This is a genomic window from Actinomadura gamaensis (assembly GCF_042652125.1).
Lineage (GTDB): Bacteria > Actinomycetota > Actinomycetes > Streptosporangiales > Streptosporangiaceae > Spirillospora > Spirillospora gamaensis.
The window spans coordinates 442042-458761 of the sequence record NZ_JBHSIT010000008.1; the positions used below are offsets into that span (position 1 = coordinate 442042).

Consider the following 16720-nt stretch of genomic DNA (forward strand, 5'->3'; position numbering starts at 1 on the left):
ACCGGCCACCGGTCGTCCCACGCGCGGGAGGGCGCATGTACCTGTCCACGATCGGCCTGCGGCGGGTGGATCCGCGGGCGGGCGCGGCGGTCGGACCGACCGTCCTCGCGCTCGGCGCGGTCAGCCTCGTCACGGACGTCTCGTCCGAGATGGTCACGGCGGTGCTGCCGCTGTACCTCGTCCTCACCCTCCAGATGGGACCGGTCGTCTACGGCGTGATGGACGGCCTGTACACCGGCGCGACCGCACTGCTGCGGGTCGTCGGCGGTTACGTCGCCGACCGGACGGACCGCCGGAAAGGAGTCGCGGGCGTCGGTTACGGCGTGTCCGCCGTCGCGAAACTGGGGCTCGTGGCGGCGGGCGCGTCCGTGCCGGGGATCGGCGCGGTGATCGTCGCGGACCGGCTCGGCAAGGGACTGCGCACCGCGCCCCGGGACGCGATGATCACCGCCGCGACGCCCGAGGCGAGGCTCGGCCGCGCCTTCGGCGTCCACCGCGCGATGGACAGCGCGGGCGCGTTCGCCGGGCCGCTCGTCGCGCTCGGCCTGCTCACGCTCATGGGCGCGGCCACTCCGCGGACGTTCGACGCCCTGTTCACGACGAGCTTCTGCATAGCGTCCGCAGGCGTTCTCCTGCTTTTCCTGACCGTGCGCGACTCCGGGCCGGTTCGCTCGCGCGCGCCGTCCGCGCGTGTCTCGGGAGGGGACGGGACGGTTTCGCTTGGGGCTGCGGCAGGGCTGTTGCGTGTTGCTGCTGTGCGTCGGCTGACGTGCGCTGCGTTCCTGTTGGGGCTGTCCACCGTCGGGGACGGATTCGTGTATCTGATGCTGATGCGTGGGCAGGGCATCGCTGCGGCGTGGTTTCCGGTGCTCGCCGTAGGGACCAACCTCGCCTATCTCGTTCTCGCCGCGCCGTTCGGGATGCTGGCCGATCGCATCGGACGCCTACCCGTCGTACTCGGCGGATACGTCGCGCTGTTCGTCGTGTACCTGTTGCTGTCGGGACCGTTCGGCGGGATGGGATGGACCGTCCTCGCGCTGGTCTTGTACGGCGGATACTACGCCGCGACCGATGGCGTGCTGATGGCGTTGACCGGACCGGCCGTCCCGGCACCGGTGCGCACGACCGGGCTGGCGCTCGTGCAGAGCGGCCAGGCCGTCGCCTATCTGTTGTCGTCGGTGGGCTTCGGCGTGGCGTGGAGTCTGTGGGGCGCGCCTACCGCGACTCGTGGCGCGGCCGTGGTGGTGGTCGTCGCCGTGGGCGCGACCGCCCTGCTGCTCTCCGGCAGCCGCTCCCCGACCGAGACGACACGTCAGAACCCAGCAGGAGAGGTCGGGTGAAGCGCGCGCTGGTCGCAGTCGTCGGGACGGTCGTCCTGACCGTCATCGCCGTGTTCTCCATCGCCTCCGCTATGCGGGACGGACGCGCTGTAGGGGACGCGCCATTGTCCCTCGCGCGGGGGCCGCGACTCGTCGCGCTCAGCTCGTCTCCTGAAAGTCGAGGAAGGCTGCTCTCCGCACGGACGGCGACACCCGACAGGCGAACCTCGCTCGCCAGCTTGCGGCCCGCCCTGGGCGGGCTGTCGTGCGAGCGGTTCTACGCGGCCAACGGGACGGGCCTGTGCCTGCGCCTCGCCAAAGGATTCACCACGTACCAGCTCGTCGTGCTGGACGCCGCGCTGCGCGAACGGCGCACGATCCCGCTGGTCGGGATCCCCAACCGCGCCCGCGTCTCGCCCAGCGGACGCCTGGTCGCCTGGACGGTCTTCGTCACTGGCGATTCGTACAACGGCGGACGCTTCTCCACGCGCGTCGGCATCCTCGACACCCGCACGCAGCAGCTCGTCCCGACGCTGGAGGACTGGGCGATCACCGTCGGCGGCGTCCGGCGTCGCGTGCCCGACGCCAACTTCTGGGGCGTCACGTTCGCCCGCGACGACCGGCGCTTCTACGCGACGATGTCCACCGGCGGACGACGCTACCTCGTCGAAGGCGATCTGTTCGCCCGGACGATCCGGACGATCCGGGACAACGTCGAGTGCCCCTCGCTCTCGCCGGACGGCACGCGCATCGCGTTCAAGTCGGCGCTGGGCGGTGACCCGTCGCGGGGATGGCGGTTGTCCGTCCTGGATCTCGCCACGATGCGCGAGACGCCGCTCGCCGAAACGCGTTCCGTGGACGACCAGGCGGCCTGGCTCGACGACCACTCCGTGGCCTACGCGATCGCGCGCGGACGCGGACGCTCCGACGTCTGGACGGTCGCGGCGGACGGCACCGGCCGTCCGGCCCTCCTGCTGCACGACGCCTACTCCCCGGCCTCCCTGAACTGAGGAGCCTCCCCGGCCTCCCTGAGCTGAGCAGGATCCCCGGCCCTCCTGAACTGAGCAGGCTGAACCGGCGTGGTCTTCCTGCCTCGGAGGTGACGACGGCGAGGCCGCGGGGACAGCTCGGACGGGCGGGGTGCGCAAGGTCTAGCCAAACCGTCGTCCTGCGGCTGATCTGGGGAGTAACGGTCCAAAGCCGTCCGTAGCGGGGACCTTCGGGGCGCGTGCGGGACGCGTCGCGCGGGCGCGCGAAGCGTGCCTCCGAACAGCCCTCCGGTGCGCTCTGTCGCGTAACGGACACGGTGCCGGGTTTTCCGCAAAGAGATTTCGTGGCGGGATGCCCGAGGGTAACCAAGCACCTCCCGTACCGGGGTGCTTGTCCGAAACGGGTCCTCGCGCGCCGTTCGGAGTCGGCGATACGGGATCGTCACCGTTTGGCAATCTTCCCCGTTCCTGCTGAGGTGGATTGCATTATCCACAACCGCGTGCCGGGACTGTGCTTCACCGCGATGCGCTGGAACAATTGACGCTCGTGGTTACGCTGGGCCCGAGGTGGGTTCGGAATGGCCCACATCGGCAGGGTCAGGCACACACAGAGCGCGCCGTCCGAGGGGAGGCGCGAGCGGAGGCAGGATGGCTCGCAGGTCGGCCGTGAGAGACGGCCACCAGCCCGTCGGCGTCGACGACGCCGGACTGTCCGAGCACGCCCTCGGACCGGCCGACGACCCGTGGGAGGCGACCTCCGGCCGCCGTCCCCGGCGCGGCGGCGGCCCGGCGCGGGGCGGACGCTGGGGCGGCTCCGGCGGCCGCTGGTGGGTCTGGCTCGGCCGCGCCGTGCTCTGGGCCCTGATCGTCGTCATCGTGGTGAACGGCGTGCGCGCGCCGTTCGAGCGGTTCACCGCCAAGGACACCTCGTCCGGCGGCGGGTCCGGCGCGTCCGGCAGCGGCTTCCCGACCACCGCCGCCGGGGCGTTCGCGCTCCAGTTCGCCAACGTCTACCTGAACTACGATCCGCGCACCGCGGACGCGCGCGCGCAGCAATTGCAGGCCTTCGTGCCGGACGGCGCGTCCGCGCAATTCGGCTGGAACAACGTCGGCCAGTTGCAGGTGCAGTCGGTCCAGGTCGCGGGAGTGGACGTCCGCGACGCCAACGACGCCATCGTGACCGTTCTCGCGGGCGCGCAGGGCAAGTGGTTCCGGCTCGCCGTCCCGGTGTACGCCAAGAACGGCGCGATGGTCGTCTCCGCGCGCCCGGCGCTGCTTCCCCCGCCCGCCAAGGCCGGCCTTCCGCAGGCCGGAGTGCGCGACCGCGACAGCGCCCTCGAGACCGAGCTCGGCTCGGTCATGGCCGCCTTCTTCCCCGCCTACGCGCACGGCGACCAGGCCGCGCTGCAGCGCTTCTCGGACGGTCCCCCGATCCGAGGGCTCGCCGACTCGGTCACCTTCGTGCAGGTCAGAGAGGTCATCGCGCCCAAGGGGCCGGCCGACAGCCGCACCGTCACCGTCACCGTCGGCTGGCAGATGCCCGCCAGCGGCGGCGCCGTCGGCGGCGAGCTCGACCAGACCTACGACCTGTCCATGGTGAAGAAGAACGGCACCTGGTACGTGCACGACATTCGCGGCACGGCCCAACCGAACGCATCATGAAAGCCCCCGAAGTGACCCTCACACCAGTTCCGACCCCGGCCGAACCAGGAAGGTAGTCAGTCGATGCTGCACCACCTCATGGCGTCGATTCCCGACCAGATTCTGGCGGCGCCCGCGAACAACGACCAGCTCAGAACCGATCAGCTCGCCGACTGGCTGCGCCAGATCTTCGGTCCGCTCTTTCTGGTGATCGTCTCCATTGTCGCCATCTTCTTTCTGTTCACCCGGGAGATCACCCGCTTCGTCCAGTTCATCGTGCTGGCGATCGCGATCGGCGTGGTCTTCTACGTGCCGAACATCATCGAGACCACGGCCAAGGCGATCGCGAAGGCGCTGGGGGTGAACCTGACCTAGTCCCGCGAGGACGGTTACCGAGGTCCAGGGGTCCCGCACCGTCCGGGACCCGGCAGGCGACACCGTGCCCGGCGCAGCAAAAGGGGAGTAGGGGCGTGGATCTACCCACGTACACGAACATCTGGCGCATCGAGAAGCGGCTGTACAAGCTGTACGACCTGCGGCTGCCCATGCCGCTGCCGCTCGTCCAGATCGGCGTGTTCGCCGGGGTCTTCATCCCCTGGATCCTGATGCTGCGGCTGGTCGGCGTCCCGTTCAAGACGCCCTGGCACGTCCTGTACATCGTCCCGCCCGGCGTCCTGACCTGGCTCGCGACGCGTCCGGTGATCGAGGGCAAGCGGCTCACCGAACTGCTGCTCTCGCACACCCGCTACCTCGCCGAGCCGCGCACCTGGTGCCGCCTCACCCCGATCCGCGAACCGCGCGAGGTCATCGTCGTGGCCCGCGTCTGGCGGCGCGGCGACGCCGTCGCCGAACGCGTCGCCACGAAGGCCGCCCGGCGTGCCCGCAAGACCCGCATCGAGGAGCCCGCGCCCACCCCGGTCGCGCTCCCCGCCGGACTGGCCGTCGACCGCGTCCCGTCGCAGGCGCCGTCCCTGGCGGAGTACGAGGCGCCGGCGGCGGAGATCCCCGTGCCCGAGGCGCTCCCCCTGGGCGAGGTCGCCTCCCCGGCCGAGGCCCCACCCCTGACCGAAACCCCCTCCCGAACCGAAACCCACTCCGGGCCCGAGGCCCTGCCGCTCGTGGAGACCCACTCCCGAGCCGAAGCCCTCCCCGAGCCGCAGCCACTCCCACAGCCCGCCCCCGAAACCCTGGGCACCGACGTGCACGTCGCGGGCGCGACGTTCCACCAGGAGGCCCCGCCCGCGCCGGAGACGCCCGCCCGAGGCTCCGGCAAGCGCGCCCTCGCCTCCGGCGTCCGCCGCCCCGGCGCCCCCGCCGACTTCTGGACGAGCATCACCAAGAACCTTCCCTACGGTCCGTCCGAAACCGAGCCCTCGCCCACCGGGGAGCCGTCCCCGGACGCCACGCCCGAGCGGGAACCGGGCATCCCCCGAAACGTGGACGGCCCCCCGTCCACGTTCGGCCGCCCCCGCCGCCCGTCCACCCCCGCCCCGTCCACCCGGCCCGACATCCCCGTCCAACCTACGTCCGCCCAACCCCCACCCCCGACCCGTCCCGACATCCCCCAACTCCCGCCCCCCGCGCCCGCCCCGTCCACCCCCCACCCCACCCCGGAGCCGGCCGCAGGCGAGACCACACCCCCCGCCGCCACCCAGCCCACCTCGGGCAGCGAGCCCCCCGCGCAGGCCAGCACGCCCTCTGCCCTCGCACAGAACGCGCACCCGCACGAGCCGCAGCCCGCCGTGCCCAGCGACGCGTCCGCACAAAGCGCACCCCCTGCTGCGCACCCGCAGGAGCCGCAGCCCGCCGCAGGCGAGAACGCGCCCGAGCAGTCTGGACGCGCCGCCGCGCGTTGGAACGAGCGCCAGCCCGCCGCGCGCAGCGAGGCCCCCGCGCCAAGCGCCCGCCCTACCGCGTACCCGCAGGAGCCGCAGCCCACCGCGGGCGAGGTCACGCCCGAGCACACCGAGCGCCCCGCCGCGCATTGGAACGAGGCCCAGCCCGCCGTGCCCGGCGACGCGTCCGCGCAAAGCGCGCATCGCGCCGCGCACCCGCAAGAGGCGCAGCCCGCCGACACGCCTGACCAGGTAGCGGGCGCCCCCGCGCGTTGGAGCGAGGCACACCCCGAGGCGCGCGGCGACACGTCCACGCCAAGCGCACGCCCGGCCCCGCAGCCGCGCGAGCAGCAGACCGCCGCCAGCGCGGAAGCGTCCGCGTCTACCGCGCGCCCTGCCTCCAGCGTCCCAGCCCCCGAGCAGGTGCCGCAACGGCCGTGGGGGCCACAGCCCGTGCCAGGCGGTCAGGCCTCCGCACAGCCCGCGCACCCGCACGAGGACGCCGCGGACGCGCAGAGCGACGCGGGCGCGCAGAGCGCCGCGGACGCGCAGAGCGCACGCCCCGCCGCGCCCTCGCACGACGGCGCGACCGAGCAGGTGCGCGCCGTGGCGCGGTGGAGCGAGGTGCAGGGTGAGGGGCGCGGTGATGCTTCCGCGCAGGCCAGTACTTCGCGTGCGCAGGAGTTCGCGCAGGCGCCGCAGCATTCTCATGAGCCGCAACCCACCACAGGTACCCCGGCGCCCGCGCAGACTGGTCGCCCTGCCGCGTCCTCGTCCGAGAGCACGCCCGAGCCGGTGCGCCCTGCCGCGTCCGCAGATGAGGGCTCGCCTGAGCAGGTGCGTGCCGCAGCACGTTGGAGCGAGGTGCGCGGTGATTCTTCCGCGCGGCCCAGCGCTTCGCGCGCGCAGGAGTCTGCGCAGGTGCCGCAGCGCGCTGATGAGCCGCAACCCACCGCGGGTGCCTCCGCTTCCGCGCAGCCTGGACGCCCTGCCGCGCACCCGCACGAGGGTGCGACGGACGCGCACAGCGACGCGTCCGCGCAGAGTGCACGCCCCGCCGCGCACACGCATGAGGACACCGCGGACGCGCAGAGCGACGCGTCTGTGGAGAGTGCACGGGCTGCCGCGCAGGAGCGTGGGGTGCAGGGCAGGGGTGGTGTGGAGGGGGCCGCGCCGACCGCGCGTCCTGCCACGCCTTGGCGGCCTGTCGCGCCTGGGAGCGAGGCCCAGCCCGGCGCGCGTGGTGACGTGTCTGCGCAGAGTACGGGCACGCCGGAGGCGCCTGAGTTGCGCACTCAGGCGGGTGCTCGCGTCCCTGCGCACTCGGGTGAGGGCGCGGCTGGTGCGCGGGGTGATGGCGGTGCTCAGGGGGTTCCTGTTTCGTTTGGTGGACAGCGGAAGGATGAACCACGCGAGGCGGCTGCTACTCGGCCTGACATTCCGCAGCAGGAGGTCGCGGACGGTCAGGAACTGACGCCGCGGGCCGTCCCTGAAGAGGGGGACAAGCTCGTCGCGCGCGGCAACATCGTCCGCCGGACGGAACCGCAGCCGGAGCGGACGGTGCCTGGCGCGTTCGGGCAGGCCGTGCCGGAAGCCGGGGACGTCGAACGGGCTGACGGCGCGCAAGGTGAGCGGGCTGACGGCGTGCAGGGCGAGGGGGAGTGGCGGCCGGTCCGGGCGCGCGAACCCCGGCCCTGGTCGGAGGAGCTGTCGCGGCCCGCGCCGTGGCCGCCGGTGCAGCGGCAGGACGTGCCGCCGCCCGCTCCGCCGCCGAACCCGGACCCCGCGCCGTCTGGCCGGCCCGCGCCGCACGGTCAGGCCGACCCGTCTCCCCAGGCCGCGCCGTCCGGCCAGCCTGTGGCGTCCGGTCAGGCCGCGCCGTCCGGTCAGGCCGCGCCGTCCGGTCAGGCCGCGCCGCACGGTCAGGCCGCGCCGCACGGTCAGGCGGCGGCGTCCGGTCAGGCCGCGGTTGCCGGGCAGGTTACGCCGTACGGGCAGACCAGGACGGGGCAGGGGCCCTCGTCCGGGCAGGCTGCGGGGTACTCGCAGGGGGCGTCGGGTGCGCAGGACGCGCCGCCGGTCGGGGCGGGGCGGTCGGGGCCCGCTTCGCCGGTGCGGCCGCGGCCGTTGCCGCCGCCTCCCGAGGCGCCGCGCGCGCCGGAGCCCGCCATCACGCCGCCCGATCCGGAGCACGAGCTCACCAGCGGCGGGCTGCGCAGGCTGTTCCACGCCGTCGGCGGCGGGCACGCGGACGCGGACGCCGAGTACGAGCAGCGTCTCCAGCAGCCGTTCCAGGGGTCGCGGCACATCGTCGTCCTCGGCTGCACGGGCGGCGCGGGGCAGACGGTGACGGCGCTGATGCTCGGGCACACGTTCGCGCAGCACAACGGCGAGCCGGTCGTGGCCGTGGACGTCAACCCGGGGCCGGGCGCGCTCGCGCGCAGGACGCGCAGCGAGACCAACGAGACGCTGACCGGGCTCATCACGCGCGCCGACCAGATCGGCAGCCTGACCGCGATGCGCCGGTACACCTCGCAGGCCAAGTCGGGGCTCGACGTCATCGCGGCCGGGAAGAACCCGCTGCAGGCGCTGGACGACCGCGACTACGCCCTCGCGATCCGCACCATCGACCGGTTCTACTCGGTGACCCTGCTGGACGCCGCCGCCGCCGTCGTCGCGCGCGTCCTGCCGTACGCCGACCAGGTCGTCCTCGTCGCGCCGGCCAGCGCGGACGCCCCGCGCGCGGTCGCGATGACCTACGAGTGGCTGGACGGCCACGGCTACGCCGACCTGCGCCGGCGGGCGGTGACGGTGATCAACGGGGTGAGCCGCCGCAGCATGGATGATGTTGAACAAGCCGAGGCCGTCGCGCGAGGGCGTTGCCGCGCGCTCGTCCGCATCCCGTGGGACGATCACCTCAGCATGGACCGTGCGCCCCGCAACGAGCTGAAGGCGTTGCGGGCGCCGACGCGGCGTGCCTATCTCGCCCTCGCCGGTGTGGTCGCCGGTGGGTTCGCCGTGGTGCCCGAGCGTTACACCGAGCAGCAGCAGGAGCAGGAGGCCGCCCGATGAGCCCCGAGCCAGGTCCGGCCGGACGAGCGCGACCGGACCGGAGGCACGAGCGATGAGCCGGATGACGAAGGCGCGGTCGACCCGGCTTCCCGTCCGCTACTTCGACGACCGGGTGCTGCTGACCGACACGGCCGCGTGGGCGTACTTCCGGCTGCCCACCGTGTCGTACGAGTTCACCACCGGCGAGGAGCGCGAGGCCCTCGCCACGAACATCACCATCGCGCTCGCGGGCATCCGCATGCAGGACGCGGAGATCCACCTGCGCATCGCGCACCGCACCTACCCGGCGGCGGAGTGGGCGCGCGCGCTGGACCGGACGTCCGACGGCGGCCCCGGCTGGGCGGAGTACCTGGAGGAGACCTACCGGCACGTCTGGGCGAAGGTCTTCTGGACCAAGGAGATCTACCTCGGCGTGCGGCTCGGCCCGCGCGGCATGGGCGCGCAGCTGTCCGGCGGCGCGATCGCGCAGCTGCTGAACTTCTACAAGCGCAGCGAGTCGGTGCTCGGCATCGAGGACGACGCGATCGACGCCAAGGAGATCGCGCGCTGGACCGAGCAGGCCGAGCGCATCGGCCGCGCGCTCGGCGGCTCGGCGCTGTACGCCCGGCACGCGACGTCCACCGAGGTCGCGTGGCTGTTCCAGCACGCGGTGACGGGGTCGCTGACCGATCCGCCGCCGTCGGCCGTCCAGCGCCGGACGTGGGGACGCGGCGAGATCGAGGCGCTGGTGGAGGGAGCGATCCACAACGGCCGCTCGTACCTGCGCATGGAGCAGCCGAACTTCAACGGCGCGGGCGTGGGCGCGACCGCCGAGTCGTTCGTCGCGTACCTGTCGTTCGCGCGGTTCCCCGACCTGATGCCCTTCCCGGACGGCGAGCCCTGGTTCCACTACGCGGACGCGCTGTCCTTCCCGGTCGAGATCAGCGCGCGGATGAAGCTGATCCCGCCCGCGAAAGCGTCCAAGGACGTCTCGCGCAAGCTCGCGCACGCGCGCGACATGGACCAGCACATCCGCGAGGCCGGCGCCGAGGCGCCCATCGCGCTCGCCGAGCAGATCGACGCGGCGCGCATGCTGGAGCACGGCATCACCAAGGAGCGCCTGCCGTTCGTGTACGGCTGGCACCGGCTGATCGTGTCGGCGCCGACAGCGGAACTCCTCGCGCAGCGCGTCGACACCGTGGTCGAGCACTACCGCGACATCGGCATCGACGTCGTCAACTCGACCGGCGACCAGTTCAGCCTGTTCAGCGAGTCGCTGCCCGGCGACCGCATCCGGCTGAACGCGTACGCGCAGCGGCAGCCGCTCCGCACGATCGCGGGCGGGATGCCGACCGCGACGGTCGACCTCGGCGACCGTCCGGACGACGCGAACGAGGGCTGGATCGGCCCGTACATCGGCGAGACGCTGGGTCGCGCGCGGTCGATCGTCCACTTCGACCCGCTGGTCGCGGCGGCCCGGAACCGTCCGACCGCCGTCGCGATCACCGGCGAGCCCGGCGGCGGCAAGACCACCCTCGCGCTGCTGCTGATCTACCAGATGGCGCTGCGCGGGGTGACGGTCGCCGCGATCGACCCGAAGGGCGACGCCGAGTCCCTCGTCCAGCTGCTGAAGGCGCGCGGACGCAAGGCGCGCACGCTGCCCCTCGGCTCCGCCGCGCCCGGCCTGCTCGACCCGTTCTCCTTCGGGGACGACCTGGCCGCGAAGAAGACGATGGCGACCGAGACCCTCCGCCTGCTCCTGCCGCGCATGTCGGAGGAGCGCGAGTCCGCGATGATCCAGGCGGTCGGCGCGGTCGCGAACGCCGAGCGGCCGTCCCTCGGCAAGGTCGTGGACCACCTGGAGTCCGCCCCCGACCCGGCGTCCAAGAACCTCGGCGCCGTGCTGCGGTCGATGTCGGAGATGCGCCTCGCGCGGCTCTGCTTCGACCCGTCCGGCGGTGAGCGCATCGACACCGAGGGCTGGACGACCGTCTTCACCCTCGGCGGCCTCACCCTCCCGGACGTGTCGATCAGCCGCGAGGACTACTCCTACGAGCAGCGCCTCTCGGTGGCGCTCATGTACCTGGTCTCCCAGTTCGCGCGCCGCCTGATGCACGGCCTCGACCGCCGCCTCCCGAAGGCCATCTTCCTGGACGAGGCGTGGGCCATCACATCGACACCGGAAGGTGCGAAGTTGGTGCCGGAAGTCTCGCGAATGGGTCGTTCTCGCAACACTGCGTTGATCCTGGTCTCGCAGAACGCCGGAGACCTCTTGAATGAGCAGGTGACCAACTGCCTGTCCTCGGTGTTCTCCTTCCGCTCGACCGAGCGCGTCGAGGTCGAGAATGTGATGGCCCTGCTGGGGGTGGAGCCGTCCGACGAGCACAAGGCCGTCCTGCGCAACCTCGGGAACGGCGAGTGCGTCTTCCGCGACCTCGACGGCCGCGCCGGCCGCATCGGCGTCGACCTCGTCTCCCCGGAGCTCCGCGCCTGGCTCGACACCAACCCGACCCGGCAACACCCCGGCTCGACCGACCTGACCACCGCGGGGGCCCACACCGAGGAGGCCGCCCCATGACCGCCCGCCCCCCCCGCCCCCCCGGCCCCTCCCGCCTCCCCATCCAGCAGAGCCCCGCGAAGGGGCTCGATCTCGGCCGGAAGAACGGCAGGCGCCGGCGCGGCCCGCGCCGGGCGTCGCTGCTGACGCTCGTCCTGGCGCTGTTCATGTTCGGGCTCACCCCGATCGCGAGCGCGGGACCGTTCGGCGGAGACCCCTGCCGTCCCTCCGACAGTCCGGCGCCGGAGCAGTATGGGGCCGGGGCGGACGGGATGATCAAGCCGCCCGACTATCCGGACGACAAGTTGAAGGCGACGCCGCCTTCGCAGCTGACGTACTACGACCGGTACGGGACGGCCGGGCAGTCGTGGTACGCGGTCGACATGGGCTGTTCGGACGCGATGGCGATGATGGGGAACGCCCTCGCGAACACGACGTTCACGCTGGTGCGGGCGATCGACCGGACGACGATCAGCGTGTACCAGGCGGCGGCGAGCGAGTCGCTGCTGAGCTGGCTGAAGAACACCGTGGACGGTGTGATCAGCCAGATGGGCAAGACGTTCAACGCCCGGTACTGGTCGTGGGTCGTGATCCTCGGGGCGATCACGCTGGCCTGGTGGGGGCTGGTGCGCAAGCGGGCCAGCAAGGTCACCGAGGGCGTGATCTGGATGGTCGCCGCGATGGTCGCGCTGATCTGGCTGATCGCGAGACCGGCGGACTTCACCACGCTCGGGACGAAGGTGTCGGGGGCGACGAGCGCGGCGTTCAACGCGGCGCTGCCGCAGAGCGACACCAAGGGGTCGACGTGCATCCCGGCGCCCGCGCCTCCGGCGGGGCAGCCCGCGACGCCGCCGCCCGCGCAGCCGGACGCGACGACGCGGAACGCGAACGGGCTGTGGGTCGCGCTGGTGTGCAAGCCGTGGCTGATGGGCGAGTTCGGCACGACCGACCCGAACGCGAAGATCGTCAAGGACAACGCGGACAAGCTGCTGTACGCGCAGGCCGTCGACCTGCCCGAGACGTACGGGCAGCAGAAGGTCGACCTCGCGAAGAAGGCCGACGCGTACAAGGACGTCTCGAAGAACGTCAAGGAGAACTACTCCGGCACGTACGCGCTGTTCCAGGGCAAGAACTGGACGAGCCGTCTGGCGGTGGCGTTCGGCGGGCTGTTCGCGGCGCTGGTCGCCGGGCTGCTGATCCTGGTGATCGCGATCGCGCTGATCGTGGTGAAGATCGCGTTCCTGCTGCTGCTCGTGGCGGGGCCGATCTTCCTCGGGATCGGCATCCATCCGGGGATCGGGCGGGTCATCGCGATCCGATGGCTCGAGCTGTTGCTCTCGATGCTGCTGAAACAGGCGGCGCTGATCGGCGTGCTGTCGCTGCTGCTGTGGGCGTACGGGCTCATCCTCGGCGAGACGCTGCCGTGGGGCCTGCAGATCCTGCTCATCGCGCTGGTGACGTGCGCGGCGTTCGTGTACCGCAAGCCGTTCCAGCACCTGTTCTCGGCGGTCGGCTACTCGGCGGTCGGGGCGCGGGAGAAGAGCGAGGCGCACCTGGACAAGTCGGTCGCCGAGGCCCGCAAGAGCACGGTGGGCGTCGCGGCGGCCGTGGTGCCCGGCGCGACCGGGTACCGGCTCGGCCGGTGGACCAAGCGGGACGCGGCGGCGGACGCGGCCGCCGAGGGCGGTGTCTCGGCGGCGGGCGTCACGGTCGCCGACCGGCGGGCGGGAGCGGTCGGCGTGGCCGACGCGCCGTCGCCGGACTCGGCGCCCGTGCTCGCGGCGAAACCGCGCGGTGGCTCGCCCGTGGCGGCGGCCGGAACCGGGCGTTCGCGGCGGGACGCTCCGCCGCTCAACCTCCCGACGCGCGCCGGGTCGCTCAGCGGTTCGGTCCGGGCGGACGGCGACGGCGGCGCGTCCGAGGCGGCGTCCGGCTCGGGTACCGGTGCGGGGCGTCCGGCTTCGTGGACGGCTCGTCCGTCCGGCGGCGGAGGCACCGGTGCCGGTGCGGTGACCGGCGGACGAGGTGGTGCGTCCGGTAACGGCGGCTCTGCTGTGGTCGCGGGACGCGGCGCGTCCGGTGGGTCCGGCGCGGGGCGCGGTGGGAGCGGCTCGGGCGGCGGGAGTGCCGCTGGGGCCGGTGCCGGCGCGCGGGCTCGCGGTGGCGGATCCGGGCCGACGTCGTGGACGGCTCGTCCGGGCGAAGGCGTGGGCGCCGGTGCATCGGCGGGCGGTAGCGGGTCGTCCGGCCGCCTGCGCGGTGGCGGCGGCGCGACGGGCGGCTCGGGTGGGTCCGCCGGTGGCGCGGGTGCGGCCGGGGGCTCCGGTGGTGCGGGCGCTTCCGGTGGTGACGCCGGGGCGGCCGGGGCCGGGTCGCGGCGGTCTCGTGGCGCGGACGCGGGCGGCGGCAGGTCGCGCCGCACGGCCGGTGCCGGCGCCGGTGCGGCCGGTGGTTCCAACGGTGGTTCCGGCGGCCGTGGAGGCGGCTGGTTCAGCGGCGGCGACTCCGGTGGCGGAGGCGGCGCGGCGTCCGGTGGCGGTGGCGGTGGCGCGGCGTCCGGTGGTGGCGCGTCCGGCGGCGGTGCGTCGGCCGGCGGTGGTGGGGAGTCGGGTGGCTCCTCGTCCGGCGGGCGGAGCTGGTTCGGCGGCGGACGGCGCGACTCCGGCGGCAACGGTGACGGCGGCGGACGCCGCGGATCCGGTGGCGGCGGCGGTGCCCCCGGAGCGGGCGGCAGCGGCGGACGGCGCGACTCCGGCGGGAACGCCGGGTCCGGGCGCGGAGGCTCGGGCGGCGGCGGAGCGTCCGGTGGAGGCGACGCCGGCGTGCCGCAGCAGCGGTCCGGCTCGGGCGGCGACGGGAACGGCGCGGGCGCGCCCCAGCCGCCGCCGCTGTGGGGCGGACGCCGCTCCGGCGGTGAGGACGAGCCGCCGATCCCGTTCTGGCTGCGTCCGGTCGATCGGGACGAGTGATGAACCTGTCCGACCGGCAGCGAAAGATCCTTTTCGGAGTGCTGGTGGTGGTCCTGGCCGCCGTCGGGGTGTACCTGACGGCGGCGTCCCCCCAGCACAAGCCGTCCCATCACGCCGCGCGTCCCGCGCCGGTGACCAGCGGCGGGCCGGTCGCCCCGGCCTCCCCGCCGCCCGGCATCTCGGCGCAGATCACGCCCGGGAACTTCGACATCTACCGGCTGCTGCCGTTCACCCAGCAGGAGTTCGCGACCGCCGCCGACACCGCGCAGCGGTTCGTGGCCGCCTACGGGACCTACCGGTTCGACGAGCAGCCGCAGGCGTATGCCGCGCGGCTCCAGCCGCTGGTGAACGACCAGGTCGCGCAGCAGATCGCGCAGGGGTTCGCGGCGCCCGGCATCCAGCAGCGGCGGCAGCAGGAGCAGACCGTCGCGACCTGCACCGCGACGCTCGACCGGGTGCGCGACATCGGCAACAACTCGATCATCTTCCTGGTGACCGGGAAGCAGCAGATCGCCAGGGCCGGGGGCGGGACGAACGACAGCAAGCAGTGGGCGGTGACGGTGTCGCGTGACGGGAACGCGCTGAAGGTCGCCGCGTTCGAGCCCGCCGACGTGGGCCAGGCGGGCGACACCGGAGGAGGCGGAACCGGATGACCCGCGCCCGCGTGCTGGCCGTCACGGCGCTGGTCGCCGCCGGCTCGCTGTTCGCCGCCCTGATGCTGATCCCGGTGCTGTTCGGGGCGAGCCAGTTCATGTTCGGCGGGGGCGGCGCGGGCAGCGGCGGCTGCGTCGACACCTCCGGCGCGTCCGGGCAGCCGGGCGCGTCCGCGGACGCCCGCGGCATCCCGTCGAACTACCTGTCGCTGTACCAGGCGGCGGGGAAGCAGTACGGCATTCCCTGGAACGTGCTCGCGGGCATCGGCGAGGTCGAGACGGAGCACGGCACGTCCACCCAGCCCGGCGTGTCGAGCGGCGTGAACTACGCGGGCGCGGGCGGGCCGATGCAGTTCCTGAAGTCCACGTTCGACTCGTTCGCGGTGGACGGCGACCGCGACGGCAAGAAGAACCTCTACGACCCGGCCGACGCGATCTACACCGCCGCCGCGTACCTCAAGCACAACGGCGCCCCGGAGCGGATGAAGACCGCGATCTTCATGTACAACCACTCCTGGAACTACGTGAACCTCGTCCTGGACTGGGCGGGCAAGTACGCGAGCGGCAACTTCAAGGTCGTCCAGTCGAACGGCGTGGACTGCAAGGACGACGAGCTCCCCGCGAACGCGTCGGGCGTCATCCGGCAGATCATCGCGTTCGCGCTCGCGCAGCGCGGCAAGCGCTACATCTTCGGCGCGTCCGGGCCGGACGCCTGGGACTGCTCCAGCCTCCTCCAGGCCGCCTACAAGTCGGTGGGGCTGGACATCCCGCGCACGACGTTCGACCAGTGGCCGTTCGGCCAGAAGATCCCCAAGGGCCAGGAGCAGCCCGGTGACCTGGTGTTCTTCAATTCGGGACCGGGCACCTCGTCGGACAACCCGGGACACGTCGGGATGGTCATCGGGAAGAACCGCATGATCGTCGCGCGCTGCTCCGCGTGCGTGCCGAACATCGGCGTGACGCCCTACAACCGCCCCGACTGGGTCGGCGTGACGCGTCCGCTGGCGACCGCGAAGCTCAAGGCGCAGCTTGCCCACGTGACCGCGGAGGCCCAACCCGGCGGCTGACCCGACGCACGAGCCGGACCCGCGTGCCCGCCGCACCAACCGGGCGCGCGGAATTGGTGTGCGTGCTTGGTGGGGAGTTTTCAGCGGCGCGGGGGGAGGGGCGCCAGGATGGCGCGGAGGGCGTCGGCGGCGGCGCGTAGCTTCTCAGGCGGGACGGCGCCGAAGAGGTCCTCGTGCGCCTTGCCGCTGGCGGTGAGGGCGCGTTCGGTGACGCTCAGGCCGTCGTCGGTGAGGCGGACCCAGCGGCCCCGGCCGTCGCCCTCGTCGCTGCCGCGCTCGACGTGCCCGGCCTTCTCCAGGCGCTGCAGAACGTTGCTGGTGCCGCCGGAGGTGAGCAGGGCCTTGCGGGTGAGGTCGGTCGGGCGCAGCCGGTAGGGGCTGCCCGCGCGGCGCAGGATCGTGAGGACCTCGAACTCGGCGTAGGTCAGGCCGAGGTCGGCGAGGTCGGCGCGGACGGCCTGCTGGACGAGGCCCTGCAACCGCGCGGCCCGCTTGCCGACCTCCAGCATGGCGACGAGCGGCTCGCCGAGCCCCTCGGCGCGCCAGCCGTCGGCGAGGGCGTCGACCTCGTCGCGGAGGGAGTCGCGGTCGTGCTGCACGCAGCCGAGGATACTCGCCGCCTATATTGCTTTCTAAAAA

Annotated in this window: 10 protein-coding genes; 9 read left to right on the forward strand and 1 reads right to left on the reverse strand. The window is 73.2% G+C overall.

Annotated features, from left to right (window positions below):
- The first annotated feature begins 35 nt into the window (after positions 1-35).
- The 9 genes from ACFPCY_RS27815 (at position 36) to ACFPCY_RS27855 (ending at position 16081) form a co-directional block, all read left to right on the forward strand.
- A complete protein-coding gene (locus ACFPCY_RS27815) occupies positions 36-1340 on the forward strand; it encodes an MFS transporter (RefSeq protein ID WP_378259789.1) in 1305 nt (434 codons plus the stop codon).
- A complete protein-coding gene (locus ACFPCY_RS27820) occupies positions 1337-2329 on the forward strand; it encodes a hypothetical protein (RefSeq protein ID WP_378259790.1) in 993 nt (330 codons plus the stop codon). The genes ACFPCY_RS27815 and ACFPCY_RS27820 overlap by 4 nt, the downstream gene beginning before the upstream one ends.
- 627 nt (positions 2330-2956) lie before the next feature.
- Positions 2957-3970, forward strand: a complete 1014-nt coding sequence (locus tag ACFPCY_RS27825) for a conjugal transfer protein (protein ID WP_378259791.1) — start codon at positions 2957-2959, stop codon at positions 3968-3970.
- A 63-nt stretch (positions 3971-4033) separates the two neighbouring features.
- Entirely contained in the window at positions 4034-4324 is a 291-nt protein-coding gene (locus tag ACFPCY_RS27830; RefSeq protein ID WP_378259792.1) for a hypothetical protein, read from the forward strand.
- A 95-nt stretch (positions 4325-4419) separates the two neighbouring features.
- Entirely contained in the window at positions 4420-8856 is a 4437-nt protein-coding gene (locus ACFPCY_RS27835; RefSeq protein ID WP_378259793.1) for a TcpE family conjugal transfer membrane protein, read from the forward strand.
- A gap of 52 nt (positions 8857-8908) precedes the next feature.
- The gene (locus tag ACFPCY_RS27840) at positions 8909-11413 is read left to right on the forward strand and encodes an ATP-binding protein (RefSeq protein ID WP_378259794.1); all 2505 of its coding nucleotides are present in this window, start codon (positions 8909-8911) and stop codon (positions 11411-11413) included.
- On the forward strand, positions 11410-14361 hold the full coding sequence (locus ACFPCY_RS27845) for a type IV secretion system protein (RefSeq protein ID WP_378259795.1): 2952 nt from the start codon (positions 11410-11412) through the stop codon (positions 14359-14361). Before ACFPCY_RS27840 ends, ACFPCY_RS27845 begins: the two co-directional genes overlap by 4 nt.
- Positions 14361-15014, forward strand: coding sequence for a hypothetical protein (locus ACFPCY_RS27850; RefSeq protein ID WP_378259796.1), 654 nt, complete (start codon positions 14361-14363; stop codon positions 15012-15014). The genes ACFPCY_RS27845 and ACFPCY_RS27850 overlap by 1 nt, the downstream gene beginning before the upstream one ends.
- Positions 15011-16081 (forward strand): C40 family peptidase, encoded by a 1071-nt coding sequence (locus ACFPCY_RS27855; protein ID WP_378259797.1) that lies wholly within the window; start codon positions 15011-15013, stop codon positions 16079-16081. The genes ACFPCY_RS27850 and ACFPCY_RS27855 overlap by 4 nt, the downstream gene beginning before the upstream one ends.
- An 80-nt stretch (positions 16082-16161) precedes the next feature.
- Here ACFPCY_RS27855 and ACFPCY_RS27860 read toward each other — a convergent pair whose 3' ends face one another.
- The gene (locus ACFPCY_RS27860; protein ID WP_378259798.1) at positions 16162-16680 is read right to left on the reverse strand and encodes a MarR family winged helix-turn-helix transcriptional regulator; all 519 of its coding nucleotides are present in this window, start codon (positions 16678-16680) and stop codon (positions 16162-16164) included.
- Positions 16681-16720: the final 40 nt, after the last annotated feature.

Excerpts from the sequence above, each read along its gene's own strand:
- ACFPCY_RS27850 (WP_378259796.1), top strand. The coding sequence starts at position 14,361 with ATGAACCTGTCCGACCGGCAGCGAAAGATCCTTTTCGGAGTGCTGGTG.
- ACFPCY_RS27845 (WP_378259795.1), top strand. The coding sequence starts at position 11,410 with ATGACCGCCCGCCCCCCCCGCCCCCCCGGCCCCTCCCGCCTCCCCATC.
- ACFPCY_RS27840 (WP_378259794.1), top strand. The coding sequence starts at position 8,909 with ATGAGCCGGATGACGAAGGCGCGGTCGACCCGGCTTCCCGTCCGCTAC.
- ACFPCY_RS27815 (WP_378259789.1), top strand. The coding sequence starts at position 36 with ATGTACCTGTCCACGATCGGCCTGCGGCGGGTGGATCCGCGGGCGGGC.
- ACFPCY_RS27830 (WP_378259792.1), top strand. The coding sequence starts at position 4,034 with ATGCTGCACCACCTCATGGCGTCGATTCCCGACCAGATTCTGGCGGCG.
- ACFPCY_RS27855 (WP_378259797.1), top strand. The coding sequence starts at position 15,011 with ATGACCCGCGCCCGCGTGCTGGCCGTCACGGCGCTGGTCGCCGCCGGC.
- ACFPCY_RS27825 (WP_378259791.1), top strand. The coding sequence starts at position 2,957 with ATGGCTCGCAGGTCGGCCGTGAGAGACGGCCACCAGCCCGTCGGCGTC.